A 19,025-nucleotide genomic window follows, 5' to 3' on the forward strand; every position below is an offset into this window, starting at 1 on the left:
ACTGATTCACGGACCGAACTGGGAGGGGACCCATGGCAAATGACGACAAGACCTCAGCGAGCCCGTTGGCGAACCTCATCACCGAGGCTCGCGAGGGACGGCTGACGGTGCGGATGGATCTCGAGAGATTCGTCTATATCGACCGCGACTGCGAATACTTCAAGGACCAGATCGTCGACATCCAGGCAACGATGACCCGCATCTCTAACCAAGATAAATGGGATCTCGGTGAGCACTTCACCCCGCAGGGCGAACGTGATCTGGTGTCCGGCAAGACGATGGTCAAGCGTTGGCGGGAGAAGTCCCAAAGCACGCAGAACCCGAACAACATCTACAAGGTGTTGGAGTCGCACTACAAGGTCATCGAAGACTTCCAGACCTTGTTCCGGACCGTCCGCGAACGCATCACCGGCGTCGACACCGACCAGGCAGCCCGATACCACGACCTCGAGACGAACCTGCCGCAGCAGGCACCGGCGACGCCGAAGATCTTCTCCTGGCCGGGACTGTAAGGAAAGGTGAACCGTTGACCGGCAACGAGTCCTCCCAAATCCCCCCGCGCGGGGAGAACGTATTCCATTGGGAACGCACTGATATCGAGGAAGCGTTCAAGCCGCTGGATCCTAAACCCGCCCACGATGCCGCCATGAGCTACTCCAATGCGGCCACATCCTGGGACCAGGGGCTCGAGACCTTCGCCCGTTCGGTCCAAGGCTCGATCGCCGAGTCATGGGAAGGCTCCGCCGCGGATAAAGCCAAAGACGCAATCACCCGCTACGTCAAAGACGCCCACGAGCTGACCCCGCTGATCACCCAGATGTCCAACGACATGGAGGCCGCCGCCGACGCGATCCGCAGCGTCGCCACCGGGATCCCGGAGGCCAACCACCACTCCTGGACCGCGAACGTATGGCCACCGCGTGCCTCAGAGGAAGAAAAGACTCGCAGCGAGGCAACCGCGGGCGCTCGCAACGCCATGCTCGAAAACTACGTGAAAAAGTTCGCCGAGTTCGATGGGCGGGTCCCGGTACTCCCCACCGCACTCAACCCCACCAATCCCCTGGACATCTCCGGTCCCACCGCGCCCGGAAGCAACGGCCCGGGCACACCCGGCGGTACGGGAAGCCCCAATTCCCCTGGCACAACGGGCGATCCGACAGATCCGAACAGCAAGACAACCGAAGAAGAGAAGAAAACCGAGGAGTCGACCGAACAGCCGTCCTCGCAGGACACCAACCCAGCCGGGACCAACCCGGCCTCGACAAACCCGACCAGCACTCCGACCACGCCGACCACCCCCACGGCGCTCGACCCATCCAAACTCGGCACCCCGACCACGCCCGCGGGCACCCCGAGCGGGCTCCCCAGCTCTCCTGGCGGCAGCGGGAAGCCGAGCACGCCGAGCCCTGGCCGCAGCGTCCCCGGCGTTCCCGGCACACCCACCGGTACCAATCCAGCGGCAGCCGCAGCGGCCAGACTCGCAGGCGGCACGGGGATGCCAGGCATGGGTGGCATGGGTGCCGGGGCAGGCAAGGGCAAGTCCGATGACGAAAACACCCACCAGACACCGGACTATCTCATCAACGAAGCCAACACGGCGGAACTGATCGGCGAAATCGCACGAACCATCCCCGGCGGTGTAATCGGCGCAGACCCCGAACCCCCGCCGCCACGCAGCTGACCATCGCCCAGGTATCCGGTTCGGCGGTGCATTCGCGCGGGGCAGCAATGACCCGCGCGGAAACGGGCCGCGCGCACCCTGCGCAGCGCGGAACCACCCGCCGATGAAACCGGAGCACCGCTCCCCGCCGCCGAGTGCGGACCCGCACAAACCCACCCCGCACGACCGATTGGAATCTCTAGATGGCTGAATGGACTTGGGAGCCCGACGATTTCGCCGCGCTATGGTTCAGCCCCGCAAACGACCGGTTCCCCAATCCACTCCGCTTCACCAGTCGCTTCCCCTACCGCGACGACTTCGACGCCCACCGCGTCACTGTGCGCGAGCGCTACTCCCGCGACGAACTCGAAGAGATCCAACTTGCCCTGCACACCTTGACCACCTCGACCATGCGCGTCGAAATCTTCGGCGGCACAACCCAACACAAGAACCCCAAGGGCGGAATCCGCGTGTACCGCGTCGTCGGCGCGCGCAACGACCACCGCGCCATGTCGCTGGCCCAAGCCACTTTCGGCGACTTCATCGGCCCCATCCGCTGCCGCCTGTTCCCCGTCGACCATCTGACCGCGCAGCTGTCCAGTGCCCTGCCACCTTGCAAACCCGGCACGCAACCACCGGACACCTTCCACCCCGACGACCTGTACGGCCGTCCCAACGGCCACCTCGAAAGCATCAGCCGCAACACCCCCCGCGAGCGCTACCAACGCCTGCTCCATCGCCCCGCCGACGGCGGCGGATCCGCACTCCTCTACACCGGCCCGGTCAACAAACTCACCGACCCACTGCACACCGTGCAATGGCACGACATCAGCGACGACGGCCGCTACACCGAATTCCGCGGCCAGCACATCACCGTCCGCCCCACCACCCCCACCGACCTCACCGCGCACTTCGGCGACTGGATCGACCGCGTCACCCAACGTCTCCGCGAAGCCGAAGAAGACCGCTGGTAGCCGACGAGACCGCACCCCGGAGGCGACGGGGCCATACCCGGAGAACGGCAGTGTCCAGCACCCTGTCAATCGATCGCTGATCAATCCGAACCACCCCACGGCCGAAGGGCTCCAGCTGCGCATCAAGCCGGTAGGCACGCGGCAAGTGACATCCAAGGCATGACCTGTAGGTTTCGGTGACTCGTTGATGATCGACGCTCGTCACGCGCCAACTGGTCGGCAGCTGAACACTGGCGATATCCTGCCGTCGTCGCGACCAGTAGAAAACGCGACATGAGCGGACGTCGTCCGGCGGTGTCCTACCGAAGCGTCGTCCCTCTCGACACGTTATGTGACACCTACGGCTTGGCCGACGGGGTGATCGGCGGTCCGGCCGAGGCCGGGGAGTCCGGCACCCCTGCGTAGTCGGGCAGCTCGACGCCGTGGATCGCACGCTCGACCAATTCGGTGAACCATTCGCTGTCGAAATCGATGCTCGGCTCGGCGTCCGGCCCAGAGACGCCGCGGCTGCGCGCGTTCAACCGGCCGATCTCCTGGTTGGCCTCGACGAACGAGCGCATCCGCCTCTCGTAGCCGGCGAACCCGGCCTGCGGGTCCCACCCGGCAGCGGCCAGCTCTCCGGCCAGCAGGTAGGCGCCGACCAGGGCCAGCCCGGTGCCCTGCCCGGACATCGGGGACGAGCTGAACGCCGCGTCCCCGAGCAGGCCCACCCGTCCGCTCGACCAGCGGTCCATCACCACCTGGGCGACCTGGTCGAGGTAGAAGTCCGGGGTGTCGTCCAGGTGCGCGAGGATGCCCGGGGTCAACCAGCCCAGGCCGGCCATCCGCTCGCGCAGCAGGCGCTTGTGGGCCTCGACGTCGCGGTAATCGACGTCGAGGTCGGCCGAAGGGAAGGAGAACATGGCCATCGCCCGGGTGGCGTCCTGGATGGGCCGCAAGCCGGCGGAGCGCCCCGACTCCTGGTAGTCGATCAGCCAGCGGTCCAGCTCGAACTCGTTGGGCACACTGTAGAAGGCCAGCACGTGCCCGAGGTGGTGGACGAACCGCTCGTGCGGCCCGAAGACCATGGCTCGTAGCGCCGAGTGCAGCCCGTCCGCCCCGACCACCAGGTCGAAACGCCGCCGGTCGCCGCCCGCGAAGGCCACGTCGACCCCGTCCGCGTCCTGGGTGAGCTCGGCGATCCGGTCGCCGAAGATGTACTCGACACCGTCCCGGGTGTCGTCGTAGAGCACCTGGGACAAGTCCCCGCGCAGGATCTCGATCTCCGCGATGAACCCGTCACCACCGTCGTCATCGGCACGGTAGGTCTCCAGCACGTTCCCGTCCACGTCCACGGTGTACGCGCCGATGGTCTCGGTGCAGGCCGCGCGTACCGCCGCGTCCAGCCCCATGCGCCGGATGACCTCCTTGGCCACACCGCGCGCGTCCACCGCCTGCCCACCCGGACGCAGCTCGGGAGCCCGCTCCACCACGGTCACCTCGGCCCCCCACCGGCGCAACCAATGGGCCAGCGCGGGCCCCGCGATGCTCGCCCCCGCCACCAACACCCTGGTACCGCTCACCCGCGCCCCCTGCTCGCCCGTCCGGATCGTGTGCTCCTGTTCGGAGTCGTCGACGCTCATCATTGCCTCCATGTGTTTCCTCCCGCACTGGAACGGTCCCAGCACAGGCCCACCGCTGTCGGTGTATCCAGCCGTATCGACTACGGATCCACACAAAATTCATCGGTACAGCCGAAATCGTGTCCACGCTCCTGCAAACACCCTGAAATCGGCATTTCCGGATGTTGGCACCGCTCATAGTTCGTTACACAGATGTTTCGAACCGCTCCCGACCACGTCCAGCGGCGAGGACATCGAGGCTGGACAGCGCGCCCAGCGGCATTATCGTGCGTTCACTCGGGGCTGACCGGGTGGCGTCGACTGCCGATGCTCGAGCGGCAGCGGCCGGGCTGTGGCGCTAGACCCGCTTCTGTCTTTCGAGATCCCGCGAGCCACATCGGCCAAGTCTTCGCGACGGCGGGCCAGCCCCCAGCGGCTTGCCTGTGGAATTGGAAGGCCATCAGACACAAGCCGGTTCCGTCGCATTCGTGTCGGCGGATATGTCGTAGCGGTGCCATAGCATTCGCCGAGAATCAGGCGGATGCAGTTCGCCAAACGAGACGCACAGGTTGAAGGAACGATGCCACAACATGAGCAAGGACGGCCCCAACCCGATGGGAACTGGAGCGTGAGTGAGGATCAGCCCGCTGCTATGGCGAGTCTCACCAGAGTGCTGTCATGCATCGGGCCGACGTGCGGGGACTCTATCGACTGGGGTGCGGCGGAGCGGATCTACGGAACCTCTTTCCCGGCCGACTACCGAGCCTTCGTCGCAGCCTTCGGCAGCGGCACGATCGAGGAGATGGTCGTTGTTTTCACCCCCGCCGTCTCTTCGGCCGAGTCACAGATGCTCAAGGTCTCGAGGCTCTCGGAGACAGCGCTCGCCGACGAAGGAGTGAACCGGTGGGCACTCGCCGACCGGGGCCGGTATCGGCTGGAGGACCTACTCATCTGGGGCGGAACAGCCGCGGCCGACACTTTGTGCTGGATCACCACAGATCCGGACCCGGACCAATGGCCGGTCGCGGTCTACACACGCGGGAATCTCGAGTGGACGGTATACCCGTGCGGTATGGCCGAGTTCCTGCTCAAGCTCCTACGCAACCAGTGGCACCTCTGGCCGATCAGCGACACCTCGCTCCAGGACGACATGGACCCGCGCTTCCTGCACGACAAGGACGAGGCAGCCGCATACGAGGCGGGCCGCGACCCCTGGGAGTACTGATCCGAGCGACCTGCTCGATCACTTTCGGAGAACCTCGGCTGATAGTGACTCGGAACCCGATCGCACATCGGCATGTGCGGATGTCCTTAGCTGCAGCAGCAGATCTCATCCGCTGACCGCGCGCCACGCGGCATTATGGGATGTCCGATACCTCGTAATCGCCTCGCTCACCTACGACGTACTGCTTGGAATAGTTGCCTTGGCGATGCACCTGTGAAGGATTCCAGTCGTCGGGGCCAGGGTCGAGGTCGAGGACGAACTCGGTCGGTGACGCCGCGACAGCCAAGCCATCGGAGAGCACTCGATACGGGTATCGCCTGCTCTCCAGGAACCGATATTCGCTGACACCGTGGACGGTCAGCCGTACCTGGCACCACTCGGACTTCCGTGCGCCGACCAGGGGGCCACGCACTGGCCTTGTGGTGTCCATCGCCTGGATATCCAGCCTTACCGTCGCAAGCTTTCCAAGTGTGGCCCGAATATCCACTCCAACAATGACGCCGTCGTAGAAGTTGACGAACCTTTGCAGGAAAGCCGAGGAGTGCTCACCTGTGATCTGCACCGATACCGCCCTTTTCGTCGAGTTGCCTGATCGGACCCCACATGATGGCAGCGGCCGTACGGATGCCGTCCTACCGTGCCGCGATCGACCGTCGGTGTGGCATGTCGGGCTCCGACGAGTCGGCAGCAAGACCGATGAGAACAACCGGAATTCTGCAGAAGCGGACATTCGCCAACCGCGCGACCAGCGGCATGAGCGTGCTTTCGTGAACCGATCGCCAACATAGGACGGTGGTTCGGGTTGACTGTTCTGGTGAGTGACGAGCACGGATACTGGACTCCGGCACATCATGCGGTCGAGCACTTCGATGTGGCGAGGCTGGCTCGCCTACTGGCCGAGGGCAGTGATCCCGATGAAGTCTTTGTTGACATGACGCTGCTGACACACGCCATCGATGCAGAGGGAGATGGCGCCGCACAGACCGGTGAACCGTTGAGCGTTCACCTGACCGCGGTACTGCTGGCCTTCGGCGCTGATCCCAGCCTGCCCGACCCTGCCGGGCGTACTCCGATGGACATGGCGGCGGCCTACCGCCACGATCTCGCGATCAAGCTGCTCCAAAGGCACATCAATCATCGACACGGAGCATGAACACCGATTCGCTGGGTTGCCTGAGCACGCTCATCGGCCAGTTAGACACTGGTGTCAGGATCCGATCCCGGCCAGGATTTGGTCCAGGTGCCCGGTGGGGTGCTCTCTCATGCGGCTGCCCACCGTCGTGATTGGTGTGGCTCTCGAGCATGCGCGTGCACGACCTGACTGTGCACCGATGATTGACAACGCGCACCGACAGGGAACCGAACCCATTGTTCAGGTCATGACAACCGCAGCGCGGACCGATAGAAAAGCATGTGAGGCCCTTGGTGTTCAGCAGTCTTGGTCGACAGCTGTCCTACTAGGGGATTCGCCATTCACGCTGGCGACACACCGCACTAATCCTCAACGGCGACAACAACTCTCAGCGGAGGGTGAAAAGGGCTCGCTACCCGAGTTCCCTGGTCAAACCAATCAGGAATTGTGATGCGTTACGGATCTGCTGGTCGGTGATTTTGAACTTTGGTTCACCGCTTTTGGCCTTGATCAGACCCGTGTTGATGGTGAGTGTGCCCTGCCAACCGTCAACCTTGGTGGCGATACGAACCGCATCGTCGGTGCGCTTCAGCCATACTTTCTCGTCGTACCCAGTTTGGGGAATATAGCTCGGGTCGTCTTTGAGCAGAGGAGGATCCGTCTCACTCGGCAACATCAGTCGAAGCCGTGTTTGGCCCACCCCCACCAAGGATGCCTGCGTTATGGTGCATGTAGCTCCTCGCTCTATTAGCCCTTCGGGTTTGTCGGACCCATACTCGATACTCACATCGGTTATTCCGAGGTCTTTTCCAAAGAAGCCGAGCGTATTATCACACTGCTCACGAAGGGCGTGGCTAGAGTTTTGTTGTACAGGATCTTTGCTTGTTATTCCGCACCCAGACATGAGCACGATGGATATCAGTCCTGCAGTCGTGCAAATCGAGCATCCTACAGCCCAACGCAATCGCCGCTCCCATCTTCAGTGAATGTCGGTTACTGTGTCCGTCTATCCGTATTTACCGACCACTTGTTTGTGCCGTCGGTGACGGTCGCGTCATCGAATTTGGCGGAATCGTTGACGGCCATTGGCGGCCATTTGTTGTCCGGCAGGCCGTCGATATCCGAGCTAGCCTGAGCTATCTTGTTTCCATTGATAATGCTGTTCTGGGCCGACGAGGCTATACTTCCAATGGCCAGGGCAATCGCATTGTATGCATTGCCGATGGCTGATACGATAGCCGCGGTCTGGAACACTGCCGCAGGACCTGTTTCGGCAGCAGCAACTATTTCCCCAATGCTGGAGATCAGCGAGAGAATCGCTTCAACTATCTCACGATAAAGCTCCAGCGTTTTTACGGCGACGTCCTCCAATGCTGCCGCTATTGTTTCACATGACGCCGGGAGCGCCGTCGGTGTACACGGCCTTTCTTGCCGCGTTCGGGAATTATCGTATGATTCTGCGGCAATGCCGGACCAATGAGCTTTCAGCGAAGTCTCACCGATCTGCGTTCCCGCGTTAGTAATGGCACTTCCAATATCGCGCCACGTGTTGGCGTAGTCTATGAACGTTACGGGAATTGCGATACCTTTGATTAGCTCCTCTAGTTTGGTGCCGGCATCTTTGATGTGTTTCTGTACTTCATCCCGCTCATCCCAAAGTCTATCGACGACCGCCTCGGCGCTGAGCCCACCGGCGATACCGAAGAATCCCCAGCCGGAAATGCGAACAGACTTTACGATATCCCCAAAGGCATCGTTGACCGAATCGGGTTTTTTACCAAGTTCTGCCGCCTTGGTTTTGATGGATTCGATATTCGTACCCAGGTCCGTACGTGTCTGAGGGTTCTTATCTTCACTCATTATTCGGCGCTACCTCAGTAGAGATTACGGATCTCGTGCTCAAACCGCTCATCCTCGGCTTCATAGGTGTCCGCCACTTGGCGAAGAGTCTGAGCAATCTCATTGAATACCGCTATGCCCTCCACCATGCGATCGCGCACAAAATCCGGAGCGTCTTTGTATTTGTCGTAAGCAAGCGCAAATACACCCGCCTCGAGCTTTTCGAATTTTGCTTTCTCGGTTGCTTTTCGTGCCTCTTCCAAGGCAGCCGCCGCTTCGTCCCAGTTGGTTGCAGCGCTACGCACTTGCGCCACCGCAACTGAGATCGCATCCTTCGACGGTGCAGCCATGTTAGACCCCCAGCTCCTCTATTAGATTTTCACGATGTTGAAGATGTTGATATTCAAGATCCTCGTCTGAATATCTTGAATAATCGCCCCGGATTTTGAAAGTGGGGCGAAGTTCGCGGACTCGATTCGCGCAGCAGAGAACCTCATCGACAATCTGGATAGGATCGGCCCGTCGCGCCCAATCTGGCCATATCCGTATCGATTTCACCTGAAACCAGTTCGCGCGCATCGAGGTAACCGGCTCGTTCTGAATCTGCGCCTGACCGTGCACCTCGAAACCGTTCCGAGCGTAAATGCGAGTTTGAGTTTCGCGGTAATCAGCCCAGCTTGCTGTTTCGAGCAAAAGCATCAACACAGTGCGTCGATCAGGAGGTGCGGACGGGTGCCGAAATTCTCCGCTAAAATATTTCCCGGATTTAATGGTTTCACCCAGGTAGATCCCAATCGCCTTTTGATATGCGCGCATCAATTCAGCACCAGCCTCACTTCCGTCCACATGGCGGTGCCACTGGGGGCTCAGCTGTACATGTACCGGCAAGAGTCCTGCATCGACCTGCACAGCGACAAATGAGGAACCCACCCCGCTCTGCAGCCGTTCTGCGCCAGCAGACTTCGACACCGGACCTGTAGTCCAGGGCTGCGGCTCAACAGGTTTTGGAGTAGGGACTACCTTCTGCGGAGGCGAAGAAGGATTCTGCGGAGGCGATGGAGAGGGGGAGGGATTGAGAGGTGTCCTCTCAATCGGCAGGGGTTCGTCGTCCCAGAACTCGTCCGGGTCGTCGTAATGGTTGAACCATCCCCCGTTCGTCATGGCAACACCTCGCGACAGAAACGGACTGCCAGCGTGGGCAGCGAACTATTCGTCGGACTCGACATAACACCCCCGTTTGCGTAGAACAGCCCGGCCTAGGCCCGGCAAACGATTATTTTGTCGGCTGCTATTCGCATTGTCAACCGGGATGACCTACAGGACGGAGTCGAAGTCCGCCGCCTGATGGTGCGACCTGGGGGTATCGGCGTGTCGTTGGAGCGGGCACGGCTTCAGCGCATCAATGATCGAGATACCAATTACGGATTGTCGTGAAAATCGTTGCAGCGCCAGCATTCTCATCACCTTCTGCCCACACCTCGTCCGTCGACTCGGCGCCACCGCCGAGGGTGTCCGGCATCCTCGCGCACCGGATTCACTCGGCGCGTGGATGTGGTGGCGTACCAGAGCCATCGACGGTCGGCGGGTGATCGCCTTCGACGGCAAGGCATTACGCGGCGCCCGCGGCGCGGCCGGGCACATGACGTTCCTGCGGATCGCGCACGCCAACTGGTTCATCGAGGCCGGAACACAGTGCGGCCGTGGTCAGCAGCGCGGATACGCCGGGACGGTTGACCGGATCGAAGGTGATGAGTCGTTGGGGGTCGGTCGGGGCTCGGCGGATCAGGGCCCCGGATCTCGGCGTGCGGCCGCACGAGCGCCTTCCTCGATCAGCGACCGTTCAGCGCGCTCTACACGGTCGACAGAACCGTTCCGGCAAACAAACCCGGCTCAGGCGACATGGAAGTCTTCCTACCGGGGTTCGATCGGGGGCTACTCGGTTGTTTCGTCCGTGTGTTGCGGCGCAACCTGCCTCGGCACCCTGGCCACGCCGGTGTCCAGATCTATGTCGAATCGAGGGCGGTGCGTCTGCCCGTCGCTGTCCTCGCCGCCCTCGTCGGCCAGCTTCTGGCCCGGAAACAGCTCACCGATGACGCCCATGCCCTCACAATAGCCGCGCAACGCTCGGTGCCGCCGGTCGATCGGCCGGGTCACGACGACCATGTCAGGGCATTGCCGCGATCGGTGCGGAACTCGGCAGCGCTCTTCAGGTGCAGCAGTTCGGGTCGAGCACAATGCACAAGGCGGACAACGCATTCCGCAGCGGCCGGTGCTGGACACTCATGCCGTGCCGGGTCGACTCGATCAGCCCGGCGGTGCGGAGCTGGCCGAGGTGATGGCTGACAGTTGATTCCGACAGCCCAACGACCTCGGCGAGCCGCCCGGTGGCTTGATCACCTTTCGCCAACAGCAGTGACATGAGTTTGACCCGCGCGGGGTCGGCCAAGGCTTTGAGGCGCAGGGCTACTTCGAGGGCGGCCTGGTCGTCGACCGGCCCGGCCGCGACCGGGGCGCAGCAGATGGGCGCGGTCACATCGATGACAGGCAATGCTTTCGGCATGACCCCACACTACCGAGGGTCTTGACATATGTCGAAAAGGTGGGCACGATCGTGGCATCCCAAGCAATTCGATATACGTCTCAAAGGTGGAGGTCATCATGTCTCGTATCCAGCTCGCCCTCAATGTCGACGATGTAGACGTGGCGGTGAAGTTCTACTCGACGCTGTTCGGCGTCGAACCCGCCAAGCGCAAGCCGGGCTACGCGAACTTCGCGATCGCGCAGCCGCCGCTGAAGCTGGTGCTCCTGGAGAACCCCGGTAAGGGCGGCAGCATCAACCACCTCGGCGTCGAAGTCGAGTCCAGCGAGCAGGTGCACGCCGAGATCGCCCGACTGTCGGAAGCGGGAGTGTTCACCGAGGAAGAGATGGCGACGACGTGTTGCTTCGCCACCCAGGACAAGGTGTGGGTCACCGCGCCCGGCGGCGAGCGATGGGAGGTCTACACAGTGCTCGCAGACAGCGAAACCTTCAGCACCGCACCGCAAACCACCGCAAACGCCGCGAATACAGAAGCCTCGGAAAGCCCGTGTTGCGGAACCGCGCAGGAAGCGGCCCAAGAGGGCGCGTGCTGCGGCAGCCAGGCCAAGAGCGCAGCCGTAGCCTCCGGAGCCGGCTGCTGCGGCTGACATCACCAGCAGATAGGCCTGGTCCTCGCAGAGCGGGCCTTTCTGCTGCCTGCGCTCACAGTCATCGGACCGAGCTCGCGGATCACGTCGGCCAGCGCGCGAATCCGCTCGTTCTCGGCGGCCGAGCGCCACACCAGATTCCAGTGCAGTAGCGCGGCCAACATGTCTTTCCGATTGACGATCGTCACGACCTTCTCCACCGTTCGGCCCGACGGTGTGTAGAACGGCAGCCGAATTCCAGGTGACCCTTGCCGCGTGATCGCACCCTGGTACCGCATGGTGTCGCGAATCCACCTGGAGAACACCTCAGCTCACGAACCACCGCTGGTCGTTGTGGCCCGTGAGCGGCGAAGTCTGCCCGACTTCTCCGCTCACGGGCCATGCGAAACAAGCCTTCACACCTCGACACCTCCGGTGGTTCATGTGGAACGGTCGCCAGCGACACCGGTGTGGAGTGGGCTCCGAGTCAGAGGGCGAGAGTTATCAGGGTCTTCACAATCATCAAGATGGCTATGAAGCCGAACAATCCGAGACCGATGACCCAGACCTGGAACACGAGCCTCAGGTGTATCAGGTTGTCTACCCAGCCGGCGTCGGGATCTGCGATGTACTGCGTCCGGAATGCCGCGCCGTGCGCGCTCCAAGCGCCCGCGCCCAGTTCCTGCTGCTCAAATTGCTCCAGCCACTGAGCATCCCGGCTTTCGGCGCGATGGTGGCTAGCCATGAGCATGATCGAGATGACCGACACATTCAACGCGAGAATGCCGGCGAGAATCTGCGGAAAAGGGTCGATGCCCTGGCTCAGCGCGACGCTGAACAAGAAAGCTTGGGCGGTCATACTGACGGCGGGCACCTGCCAGAGCAGGTTCTCGTATTGAAGACGCCGGTCCGCCACAGCTTGATACAGCGCCTCGGGATTGGGCGGGTGCTGAGAAGGAAGATTGGCCACGACGGCACTGTCTCACAGAGAAGTACCTCCCGCCATTACCGCCACGATGCTCGCACGAGGCCGTTTGCGGCTCATGGGCGCCGGAGGTACATGAAGGCGCCAGGTGGCGTTCCGACCACTGCCTCGACGGCTGAACGACCGGGCTTGTGTGCAGACCAGTGCACGGCCGGTTCCCGGCGTTGTCGCGGGTGGAGCTGGGGCGGTTCTTCCACCTGCGCTTCATTACTCACGATTGTCGAAGTCCTGCAGCGACGTCTTCGGTTATCCGTGCGAGTACGGCGACGAAGGAGGAACGTGCTCGAAATAGCGCCGGCAGTGACAGCGCGAGAGGATCAGATGGGTCGCCTTGACGGCCTGGCCGGCCGAGGCCGCCCATGTTGTCGATTGCTTTCAGACAGTCTTCGCTGGCGCCGTGAGCCTGGGACAGGAACGACTGCCAGAGTTTCTGAGCGTCCGGATCCGGGATACGGAAAAGCCGGTCGGCATCGTCGGCACCCTGCCCGAGCTTGGTACAGGTGACCCGGAGGAAGGCCAGGTCGACGGTGACAGCGTCACCGGTTTCAACGATCGCGGTGGGGAGGTCGTTGTCGAAGATTTCGACATTACGTTTGAGCAGTTCGTCGCCTCCCCGCTCGCCCCACGCACCGACCTGCAAACACGCGTGATCGATACAGGTTTGGAACGACCATCGATATCGATGTCGCTCGCGGTCGGCGGTCTTTGATCGAGTGATGCAATTCGTTGGGTAGTGCCGAATACCGCGACCGCGATCACAGCGCTGGAGACCATCATGATTCCAACGCGCTGCCTGGGACCTGTCGTGGCGACGGGAATGCGAGGCACGGACAATGGCTCGGGCTTTCGGGTGGCTTGCGATCGCTGTCGAATGCCGCGCACCAGGGAAGGCGAGCCCCGCCGGGATCAAGGCCAGCGCCAGCACCGGCCGGATGCTACGACCCCGCCAGACCCGCGACCACAGCAGTGAGCTTCAACTGTCCAGGCGCCGAACAGGATCCCGGTGATGACAGGGATGAGCAGAACCCGTGGGAGCCCCGATCCCAGCCAAAGCCCGGCAAGCCAGCCCGACGGGATCCGGCCATCGGTGAGGTCGGCATAGATCACAGCCGTGGATGGGCAGGCGGCACCAAATCCTGATCCGGACTTGGACCAGGGCGCGGAAAATAACGCTCAGTGACCGCTTGGCCTCGTGCCTGCGAGATGATTGAGGGCATCGGGACGTAGACGAAGACTCCGTGACCGGAGTGGGGACGAAAGCTGAGCGCCCCCGCCTGGGCCGGACGGCTACCCGCGCTGCACGTTCTCCCGGAAGTACTGATTGTTGTTGCCCATCATGTTGCCGGCCGGGTTGTACTGGGCGACGACGTATTGCCCACCTTCACCGCCGGTGTTGCAGGCGACCCCGACCCCGAGCTTCGTGCTGGCCTTCCAGACCACCTGTGTGAAATGCCCTGTCTGGCTGGAGAACCCCGTCGGTGTGTCGAAGTTGTAGTCCTTGATCTCGTCGTACCACGCTTTCGTCGCCGAGAAGCCGGTGTGCCGGTCGCCCCATATAGCAGCGAGGTTCTCGCCGTTGCCCGAGCCCTTCGAGTGCTCGAAAATCTGGGTGTCGGCCAGATGATCGGCCCACTTCTGGGCCGAAGCTGACACCGCCGGATCGAGCACCATTTTCGGCGAGCCGTGTTTTGCCCGGTACTGGTTGTGGGCGTCGAGCATGTCCTGGGCGAACGACGCCCCGCCACACGTGGAGTCCACTCCGGCGGTGGCCTCACCCGCCCCGCCGAGGGCGGCAGCCATCAGCACAGCCACACAAGCCGACAAAAACCGTCCATGACGCATATCGATCTCCCGGATGAGTAGGCGGGACGAGCAGGAAGCCGACGACGAAAGCTACAGGCCCCACCGGTGAATCCGGCAAGGGCGCTGAGATGTTCGGCGATCAACCTACCGTGCTGCCGGCGGGACCGTCGAGGTATCACCGCCCTGGTGAAGGGGGTCCCTGTAGTAACGGCGCAGAAAACAACGAAGTTCGTGTAGCTGCTGGACAAGCGGCCGCATCGTACGGTTCATGTTGCGGGGCAATGTGATTGGTGCTTGGCTGCTGGCGAGGGTTGATCAGCAGCGTGGAGGTTGTGGTTCGGGGCGACACGCGGGCGGGGTCGGCGGTGCGGCTCGGGCTTGCGGTGGCCATCGCTATGGGTGTCACGGTTGCGGTGGCTGTCGACCGGGCCGGTGGAGGCGTCAGCGGCCGCGGTCGAGACCGAGTACAGCGACGACCACCAGCCACACCGTTGCCCCGAAGCCTGCGGTGACGACCGTTCCCCACAGCATGATGAACGGCCCGTATTCCGCCACGCGGGCCCAGTACCCGCAGGGGCCCACATCTTCCGGGATGGTCGCGCATTCGGGGTGGCCGATGGCCGCGAAGGCCAGGGTCGCGAGCATCGGAATCGCAACGGCCACACCGAGTACGATCGCCAGGCTTCTGATGAGGCGGGAGAGGATTGCCATGCGGTCTGACCCTAATGCGCGGCCGGGGGCGATTTCCACGCGCACCCGCGCAGCCACCAAGGGTCGGCCAGTTGCTCGCGCCAGTAACCCGAGTCGGTCAGCAAGTGTGTCCAGGCGTACCAGCACATCGTGGCGCAGTTGCGATATCGGTGTGTCCGGCTTCGCAGTGCACATCGGTTCTCCAGGCAAGGGAATGCGTTAGAACTGAGTTCACCACGAGATTTCGCAGCAGACAGGAACTCAGAACATGACCTCGACAAACAAGCTGGCGGCCGTTCTTGCAGCCGCGGCTGTCTCCGTGGTGGCGTTCACCGGCGCCGCGCACGGCGAGCCGGAAGCAGCAGTGAACAGACATGAAGGTGTGGCGGGCTGTATCCAGTGGTGGTGGACCGAGGACGGCACGTCGACGACCACAACAACCATCCATTGGCACAACCTGTGCCCGGCGATGCAGCGGCTGTTGGTCTCGTGGCGGAACGATCGGACGAATATGGATCCCGATGACGTGACCTACGGAATTCCGGGCGGTCATGAGGGTTCCGACACGTGGCCGGGCATTCCGGTCGCCTTCAGGCAACTATGAGACACATCCAACCGCCTGCCCACGGTCCGATCTAGCAACGATGCCGGTAAGGATCATGCCGGTGTAGTGGTTGTCGTAGATCGTTCGGTTCTCCGACACCGCACCGCTACTGATCGCTGCGAACCGCAGTCCCTGGTCACCCACTTCGGCCATGTATCGATAAAACGTGTCGAAAAGTGTTGATATCCAACAATTCTTGTCGGCCCTTTCTCCTACAGTCCCATGGCGTGGCCACCGCGACCCGCGATCTCGACATCCCCGCACCGCTCACCCTCGACGGCGACAGGCTCGACCCGATCGGCGGAGCAGGCGCGCTGATCAGCGACGGCCGCGTCTCCACCAAGGACCAGAACCTGAATCGTCAGATCCACGCGCTCACCACCGCGGGGTGTCAGCGGATCTTCACCGACAAGAAGTCGGGAAAGGATGCCGAGCGTGTCACGAGGGTTCTCTCCGGACCCCGCGACCAGGCGATTGTTTTGCGCCGTTACTACCGGACCCCCAGCACCTGCCGGGCTCGGCTCGCGATGCCGAACCCGCTGCGGATGGGACCTGTGCCGACTGCTCGGCGGCGGTGCCGACGCCCTTATTGCCGGGCCATGTGCATGCGCATCTCGCTTTGGATGTCGGTGATCAGCTCCCCGGAGAGGTCGACAGTAACGGTGTGCAGCGTGCCGGTGAACCGGGCAGGCGGTTCGTAGTCGGGTGCCACCGCCGAGCCCGAGTTGGCGCCGCAGGTCATCCCGCCGGGGTTGAAGGCGACCGGCGTGGTGACGGGGATTTCGGCCTCGCCAACCAAGCGGTGGTCGATGTAGAGCTGGGCGCGGCCCGGTGTGCCTTTGCCGTGAGCAAGATCGGGCTCGCCGGTGGGTTCGAATTCGAAGCGCAGCTCGTGGCGGCCTTCGGGGACCGGCTCGGTGGAGTAGACACGGTAGATGGCGCGCCGGACGTAGTTGTGGGCGTAGTGCAGTCGGCCATCCTTGAGATAGAAGGACCAGCCGCCGACGTTGGTGCCCTGGCACAGTAGGACGCCTTCGGCGCCGCCGGGCGGGATCTCGGCATCGGCAGTGATGCTGTGCGGACGGTTGATCACCCGGGGCGCCACGGCCGCGGGCAATGCCTCGGTGCCGGGGCGGAGGGTGTAGCTGAGCTGCGCCGGTGTGATCTGGGGCTTCTCCACCGTCAGCCGTTGCATACCGCTGCTGTCGATGGGCAATACCTGATACTTTCCCGCCTCGACGTACCACAGTGAGATCATCTCGAGGAGTTTGTCCGGGTGCTCTGCCGCGATGTCACGGGTCTCGGCGAAGTCCTCCTCGATGTGGTAGAGCTCCCAGTGGTGGGCGTCCAACTTGCCCAGATCCGCGGCGGTGATGGGGGTGCCGAAGAGTTTGCCCGCTTCGGTGAAAGAGGGGCCCGGCCAGGGGCACACGGCACGCCATCCGCAGTGGTCGATCGCGCGGTGGCCCATCATCTCGAAGTACTGGGTGTGGTGCCGGGTCGGCGCGGCCGGGTTGTCGAAGGTGTGCGCGAAGCTGACACCGTGGAGGGGTGACTGGGGCACGCCTTTGATAGTGGCCGGGGGTTCGATTCCGAGCACGTCGAGGACGGTGGGGACCATGTCGACCAGGTGCGCGTACTGAGTGCGTACCCCACCCCGTGCCATGATGCCCCGCGGCCAGTGGACCAGGAACGGGTCACTGACACCACCGCGGTAGGTCTCACGCTTCCAACGACGGAAGGGCGTGTCGCCCGCCCAGGTCCAGCCCCACGGGTAGTGGTTGAACGTGGTAGGGCTGCCGAGTTCGTCGATCGCTCGGAGGCTGTCCTCGATCGGTTCGGGGGCGTTGTTGAAGAACTGCAGCTCATTGGTGGTCCCGGTGACTCCGCCCTCGGCGCTGGCGCCGTTGTCGGAGACGACCATGATCAGCGTGTTGTCGAACTCGCCGATCTCCTTCAGGAAGTCCAGCAGCCGCCCGATGTGATGGTCGGTGTGGGACAGGAATCCGGCAAAGACCTCCATCATCCGCGCGGCCAGGCGGCGCACATCAGGCTGCATCGAGTTCCACTCCGGCACATCCGGGTCGTGGCGGGAGAGCTGCGCGTTCGGTGGCATGATGCCCCGTTGCTTCTGCCGGTCGAAGGTGAATTCGCGGTAGGCCTCCCAGCCGTCGTCGAACCGGCCCTGGTAACGGTCCGCCCACTCCTTGGGCACATGGTGTGGAGCATGCGTCGCCCCGGTGCAGAGGTTCAAGAAGAACGGCTTGTCCGGAGCAACCTGCTTAGCGCTGGAGATGAAGGAGATCGCCTTGTCGACCAGATCCGCGGTCAGGTGGTAGCCCTCGTCCGGGGTGGCGGGCGGTTCGACCTGGTGGTTGTCGTGGATCAGATCCGGGTACCACTGGCTGGTGTCACCGCCGAGGAAGCCGTAGAACCGCTCGAAACCACGGCCGAGCGGCCACCGCTCGTACGGGCCTGCTGCCGATTCCTGGTCCGACGGCACCAGGTGCCATTTGCCGACCATGTAGGTGTTGTATCCGTGCTGCAGCAGCATCTCCGAGAGGAACCCGTTCTCGAATGGAATGTTGCCGTTATAGCCCGGATATCCCGTGGCTACTTCTGTAATGCTCGCCATCGCGTTGGCATGGTGATTGCGTCCCGTCATGATGCACGAACGCGATGGCGAACACAGCGCTGTCGTATGCATGTTGTTGTACAGCAATCCGCCCTTGGCCAGGGCGTCCAAATGCGGCGTGGCTATCGGACTGCCGTAACAACCGAGCTGTCCGAACCCGGTGTCATCGAGCACAATGAACAGCACGTTCGGCGCACCCAGTGCAGGCCGCACCGGTTGCGGCCAAGCGGGACTCGACACATCGGCCGTCCGACCGATGACTCCAGGAAAAGCAGTTCCCGGCCGGTATTCCTTCGGTGACATCTCCTCGATCCTCCGTCCCGCCGACCGGCATACATCCGGCCGATCGGCGCGTAGGTTCTTGCCGATGTTGCCCGCGGTCACGCCGTGAGACTGGTCGCCGCCAGCCTTCTCCGGAGCAATACGCGCAGTCCCGCATCCTCGACGAGGAATCTCAGCGCTGTGACTTGCCGGCTTCCTGCTCTGGGGCACGTGCGGCGACCTTGCGGAAACGGCGTTGAGGAAACATCGACGCTCCGACGGAAAATCTGGACAGCGCACCTGTTAACGACGGGTGAGGTCGCTCCGTGAGCCGTCACCGTTGATGGCTCCGCACATGTCAAAGGGAGACAAGGCCACTCAGCAAAACAACCTGGGAGGACCAACGCCACCCATGCATCCAATTATGTTCTTTTCGACCCACTCAGTACTG

At 62.8% G+C, this 19,025-nt stretch carries 23 protein-coding genes; 9 read left to right on the plus strand and 14 right to left on the minus strand.

The features are described 5' to 3' along the window. The first annotated feature begins 32 nt into the window (after positions 1–32). The 3 genes from OHQ90_RS38705 (at position 33) to OHQ90_RS38715 (ending at position 2,634) form a co-directional block, all read left to right on the plus strand. Positions 33–512 (plus strand): hypothetical protein, encoded by a 480-nt coding sequence (locus tag OHQ90_RS38705; RefSeq protein WP_328406243.1) that lies wholly within the window; start codon positions 33–35, stop codon positions 510–512. Positions 513–526: 14 nt separating this feature from the next. Then, positions 527–1,681: a WXG100 family type VII secretion target gene (locus OHQ90_RS38710; RefSeq protein WP_328406244.1), complete on the plus strand. Its 1,155-nt coding sequence runs from the start codon at positions 527–529 to the stop codon at positions 1,679–1,681. A gap of 182 nt (positions 1,682–1,863) precedes the next feature. Further along, positions 1,864–2,634: an ESX secretion-associated protein EspG gene (locus OHQ90_RS38715; protein ID WP_328406245.1), complete on the plus strand. Its 771-nt coding sequence runs from the start codon at positions 1,864–1,866 to the stop codon at positions 2,632–2,634. Positions 2,635–2,972: 338 nt separating this feature from the next. Here OHQ90_RS38715 and OHQ90_RS38720 read toward each other — a convergent pair whose 3' ends face one another. After that, entirely contained in the window at positions 2,973–4,268 is a 1,296-nt protein-coding gene (locus tag OHQ90_RS38720) for an FAD-dependent monooxygenase (protein ID WP_328406246.1), read from the minus strand. A 595-nt stretch (positions 4,269–4,863) separates the two neighbouring features. Here OHQ90_RS38720 and OHQ90_RS38725 point away from each other — a divergent pair. Then, a complete protein-coding gene (locus OHQ90_RS38725; RefSeq protein ID WP_328406247.1) occupies positions 4,864–5,460 on the plus strand; it encodes a hypothetical protein in 597 nt (198 codons plus the stop codon). A gap of 133 nt (positions 5,461–5,593) precedes the next feature. Here OHQ90_RS38725 and OHQ90_RS38730 read toward each other — a convergent pair whose 3' ends face one another. Beyond that, positions 5,594–6,022, minus strand: a complete 429-nt coding sequence (locus OHQ90_RS38730) for a hypothetical protein (RefSeq protein ID WP_328406248.1) — start codon at positions 6,020–6,022, stop codon at positions 5,594–5,596. A 252-nt stretch (positions 6,023–6,274) separates the two neighbouring features. Here OHQ90_RS38730 and OHQ90_RS38735 point away from each other — a divergent pair, with 252 nt between their 5' ends. Beyond that, positions 6,275–6,613 carry an ankyrin repeat domain-containing protein gene (locus OHQ90_RS38735; protein WP_328406249.1) on the plus strand — a complete coding sequence of 113 codons (339 nt, stop codon included), beginning with the start codon at positions 6,275–6,277 and terminating at the stop codon, positions 6,611–6,613. A 391-nt stretch (positions 6,614–7,004) separates the two neighbouring features. Here OHQ90_RS38735 and OHQ90_RS38740 read toward each other — a convergent pair whose 3' ends face one another. The 6 genes from OHQ90_RS38740 to OHQ90_RS38765 all read right to left on the minus strand — a co-directional run bounded on the left by OHQ90_RS38740 (position 7,005) and on the right by OHQ90_RS38765 (position 10,991). Continuing rightward, a complete protein-coding gene (locus OHQ90_RS38740; RefSeq protein ID WP_328406250.1) occupies positions 7,005–7,268 on the minus strand; it encodes a hypothetical protein in 264 nt (87 codons plus the stop codon). Positions 7,269–7,585: 317 nt separating this feature from the next. After that, positions 7,586–8,452 carry a hypothetical protein gene (locus tag OHQ90_RS38745; protein ID WP_328406251.1) on the minus strand — a complete coding sequence of 289 codons (867 nt, stop codon included), beginning with the start codon at positions 8,450–8,452 and terminating at the stop codon, positions 7,586–7,588. 14 nt (positions 8,453–8,466) lie between these two features. After that, positions 8,467–8,781, minus strand: a complete 315-nt coding sequence (locus OHQ90_RS38750) for a type VII secretion target (protein ID WP_328406252.1) — start codon at positions 8,779–8,781, stop codon at positions 8,467–8,469. Between the two features lies 1 nt (position 8,782). Further along, on the minus strand, positions 8,783–9,592 hold the full coding sequence (locus tag OHQ90_RS38755) for a hypothetical protein (protein ID WP_328406253.1): 810 nt from the start codon (positions 9,590–9,592) through the stop codon (positions 8,783–8,785). Positions 9,593–10,363: 771 nt separating this feature from the next. After that, positions 10,364–10,585 (minus strand): hypothetical protein, encoded by a 222-nt coding sequence (locus OHQ90_RS38760; RefSeq protein WP_328406254.1) that lies wholly within the window; start codon positions 10,583–10,585, stop codon positions 10,364–10,366. A gap of 52 nt (positions 10,586–10,637) precedes the next feature. Then, complete coding sequence (locus tag OHQ90_RS38765) at positions 10,638–10,991, minus strand: Rv2640c family ArsR-like transcriptional regulator (RefSeq protein ID WP_328406255.1); 354 nt, start codon at positions 10,989–10,991, stop codon at positions 10,638–10,640. A gap of 98 nt (positions 10,992–11,089) precedes the next feature. Between OHQ90_RS38765 and OHQ90_RS38770 the strand changes: the two genes are divergently transcribed. Further along, positions 11,090–11,617, plus strand: a complete 528-nt coding sequence (locus tag OHQ90_RS38770) for an ArsI/CadI family heavy metal resistance metalloenzyme (protein WP_328406257.1) — start codon at positions 11,090–11,092, stop codon at positions 11,615–11,617. Positions 11,618–11,619: 2 nt separating this feature from the next. Here the strand turns inward: OHQ90_RS38770 and OHQ90_RS38775 are convergent, their stop codons facing one another. Continuing rightward, positions 11,620–11,805 carry a hypothetical protein gene (locus tag OHQ90_RS38775; protein WP_328406259.1) on the minus strand — a complete coding sequence of 62 codons (186 nt, stop codon included), beginning with the start codon at positions 11,803–11,805 and terminating at the stop codon, positions 11,620–11,622. A gap of 278 nt (positions 11,806–12,083) precedes the next feature. Then, entirely contained in the window at positions 12,084–12,566 is a 483-nt protein-coding gene (locus OHQ90_RS38780; RefSeq protein WP_328406261.1) for a hypothetical protein, read from the minus strand. Between the two features lie 412 nt (positions 12,567–12,978). Here OHQ90_RS38780 and OHQ90_RS38785 point away from each other — a divergent pair, with 412 nt between their 5' ends. Further along, a complete protein-coding gene (locus OHQ90_RS38785) occupies positions 12,979–13,290 on the plus strand; it encodes a hypothetical protein (protein WP_328406263.1) in 312 nt (103 codons plus the stop codon). A 578-nt stretch (positions 13,291–13,868) separates the two neighbouring features. Here OHQ90_RS38785 and OHQ90_RS38790 read toward each other — a convergent pair. Then, the gene (locus OHQ90_RS38790; RefSeq protein WP_328406265.1) at positions 13,869–14,393 is read right to left on the minus strand and encodes a CAP family protein; all 525 of its coding nucleotides are present in this window, start codon (positions 14,391–14,393) and stop codon (positions 13,869–13,871) included. 432 nt (positions 14,394–14,825) lie between these two features. Next, the gene (locus OHQ90_RS38795; RefSeq protein ID WP_328406267.1) at positions 14,826–15,095 is read right to left on the minus strand and encodes a hypothetical protein; all 270 of its coding nucleotides are present in this window, start codon (positions 15,093–15,095) and stop codon (positions 14,826–14,828) included. Between the two features lie 247 nt (positions 15,096–15,342). Here OHQ90_RS38795 and OHQ90_RS38800 point away from each other — a divergent pair, with 247 nt between their 5' ends. Beyond that, on the plus strand, positions 15,343–15,678 hold the full coding sequence (locus tag OHQ90_RS38800) for a hypothetical protein (RefSeq protein ID WP_328406269.1): 336 nt from the start codon (positions 15,343–15,345) through the stop codon (positions 15,676–15,678). A 212-nt stretch (positions 15,679–15,890) separates the two neighbouring features. Here the strand turns inward: OHQ90_RS38800 and OHQ90_RS38805 are convergent, their stop codons facing one another. Next, positions 15,891–16,049 carry a hypothetical protein gene (locus OHQ90_RS38805; protein ID WP_328413466.1) on the minus strand — a complete coding sequence of 53 codons (159 nt, stop codon included), beginning with the start codon at positions 16,047–16,049 and terminating at the stop codon, positions 15,891–15,893. Here OHQ90_RS38805 and OHQ90_RS38810 point away from each other — a divergent pair. Then, on the plus strand, positions 16,044–16,379 hold the full coding sequence (locus OHQ90_RS38810; protein WP_328413426.1) for a hypothetical protein: 336 nt from the start codon (positions 16,044–16,046) through the stop codon (positions 16,377–16,379). The genes OHQ90_RS38805 and OHQ90_RS38810 overlap by 6 nt on opposite strands. On the opposite strand, the gene OHQ90_RS38815 is transcribed toward OHQ90_RS38810, so the two are convergent. Further along, positions 16,265–18,697 carry an arylsulfatase gene (locus tag OHQ90_RS38815; RefSeq protein ID WP_328406271.1) on the minus strand — a complete coding sequence of 811 codons (2,433 nt, stop codon included), beginning with the start codon at positions 18,695–18,697 and terminating at the stop codon, positions 16,265–16,267. The two genes, OHQ90_RS38810 and OHQ90_RS38815, sit on opposite strands and share 115 nt — an antisense overlap. Between the last annotated feature and the right edge of the window lie 328 nt (positions 18,698–19,025).

Origin of the sequence: Nocardia sp. NBC_00403 (genome assembly GCF_036046055.1) — a bacterium.
GTDB lineage: Bacteria > Actinomycetota > Actinomycetes > Mycobacteriales > Mycobacteriaceae > Nocardia.

What these genes read in the sequence shown, in the direction of transcription:
- OHQ90_RS38800 (WP_328406269.1), top strand. Translation starts at nt 15,343, where the DNA reads ATGACCTCGACAAACAAGCTGGCGGCCGTTCTTGCAGCCGCGGCTGTC.
- OHQ90_RS38745 (WP_328406251.1), bottom strand. Translation starts at nt 8,452, where the DNA reads ATGAGTGAAGATAAGAACCCTCAGACACGTACGGACCTGGGTACGAAT.
- OHQ90_RS38715 (WP_328406245.1), top strand. Translation starts at nt 1,864, where the DNA reads ATGGCTGAATGGACTTGGGAGCCCGACGATTTCGCCGCGCTATGGTTC.
- OHQ90_RS38795 (WP_328406267.1), bottom strand. Translation starts at nt 15,095, where the DNA reads ATGGCAATCCTCTCCCGCCTCATCAGAAGCCTGGCGATCGTACTCGGT.
- OHQ90_RS38705 (WP_328406243.1), top strand. Translation starts at nt 33, where the DNA reads ATGGCAAATGACGACAAGACCTCAGCGAGCCCGTTGGCGAACCTCATC.
- OHQ90_RS38765 (WP_328406255.1), bottom strand. Translation starts at nt 10,991, where the DNA reads ATGCCGAAAGCATTGCCTGTCATCGATGTGACCGCGCCCATCTGCTGC.
- OHQ90_RS38750 (WP_328406252.1), bottom strand. Translation starts at nt 8,781, where the DNA reads ATGGCTGCACCGTCGAAGGATGCGATCTCAGTTGCGGTGGCGCAAGTG.
- OHQ90_RS38755 (WP_328406253.1), bottom strand. Translation starts at nt 9,592, where the DNA reads ATGACGAACGGGGGATGGTTCAACCATTACGACGACCCGGACGAGTTC.
- OHQ90_RS38720 (WP_328406246.1), bottom strand. Translation starts at nt 4,268, where the DNA reads ATGGAGGCAATGATGAGCGTCGACGACTCCGAACAGGAGCACACGATC.
- OHQ90_RS38740 (WP_328406250.1), bottom strand. Translation starts at nt 7,268, where the DNA reads ATGTTGCCGAGTGAGACGGATCCTCCTCTGCTCAAAGACGACCCGAGC.
- OHQ90_RS38770 (WP_328406257.1), top strand. Translation starts at nt 11,090, where the DNA reads ATGTCTCGTATCCAGCTCGCCCTCAATGTCGACGATGTAGACGTGGCG.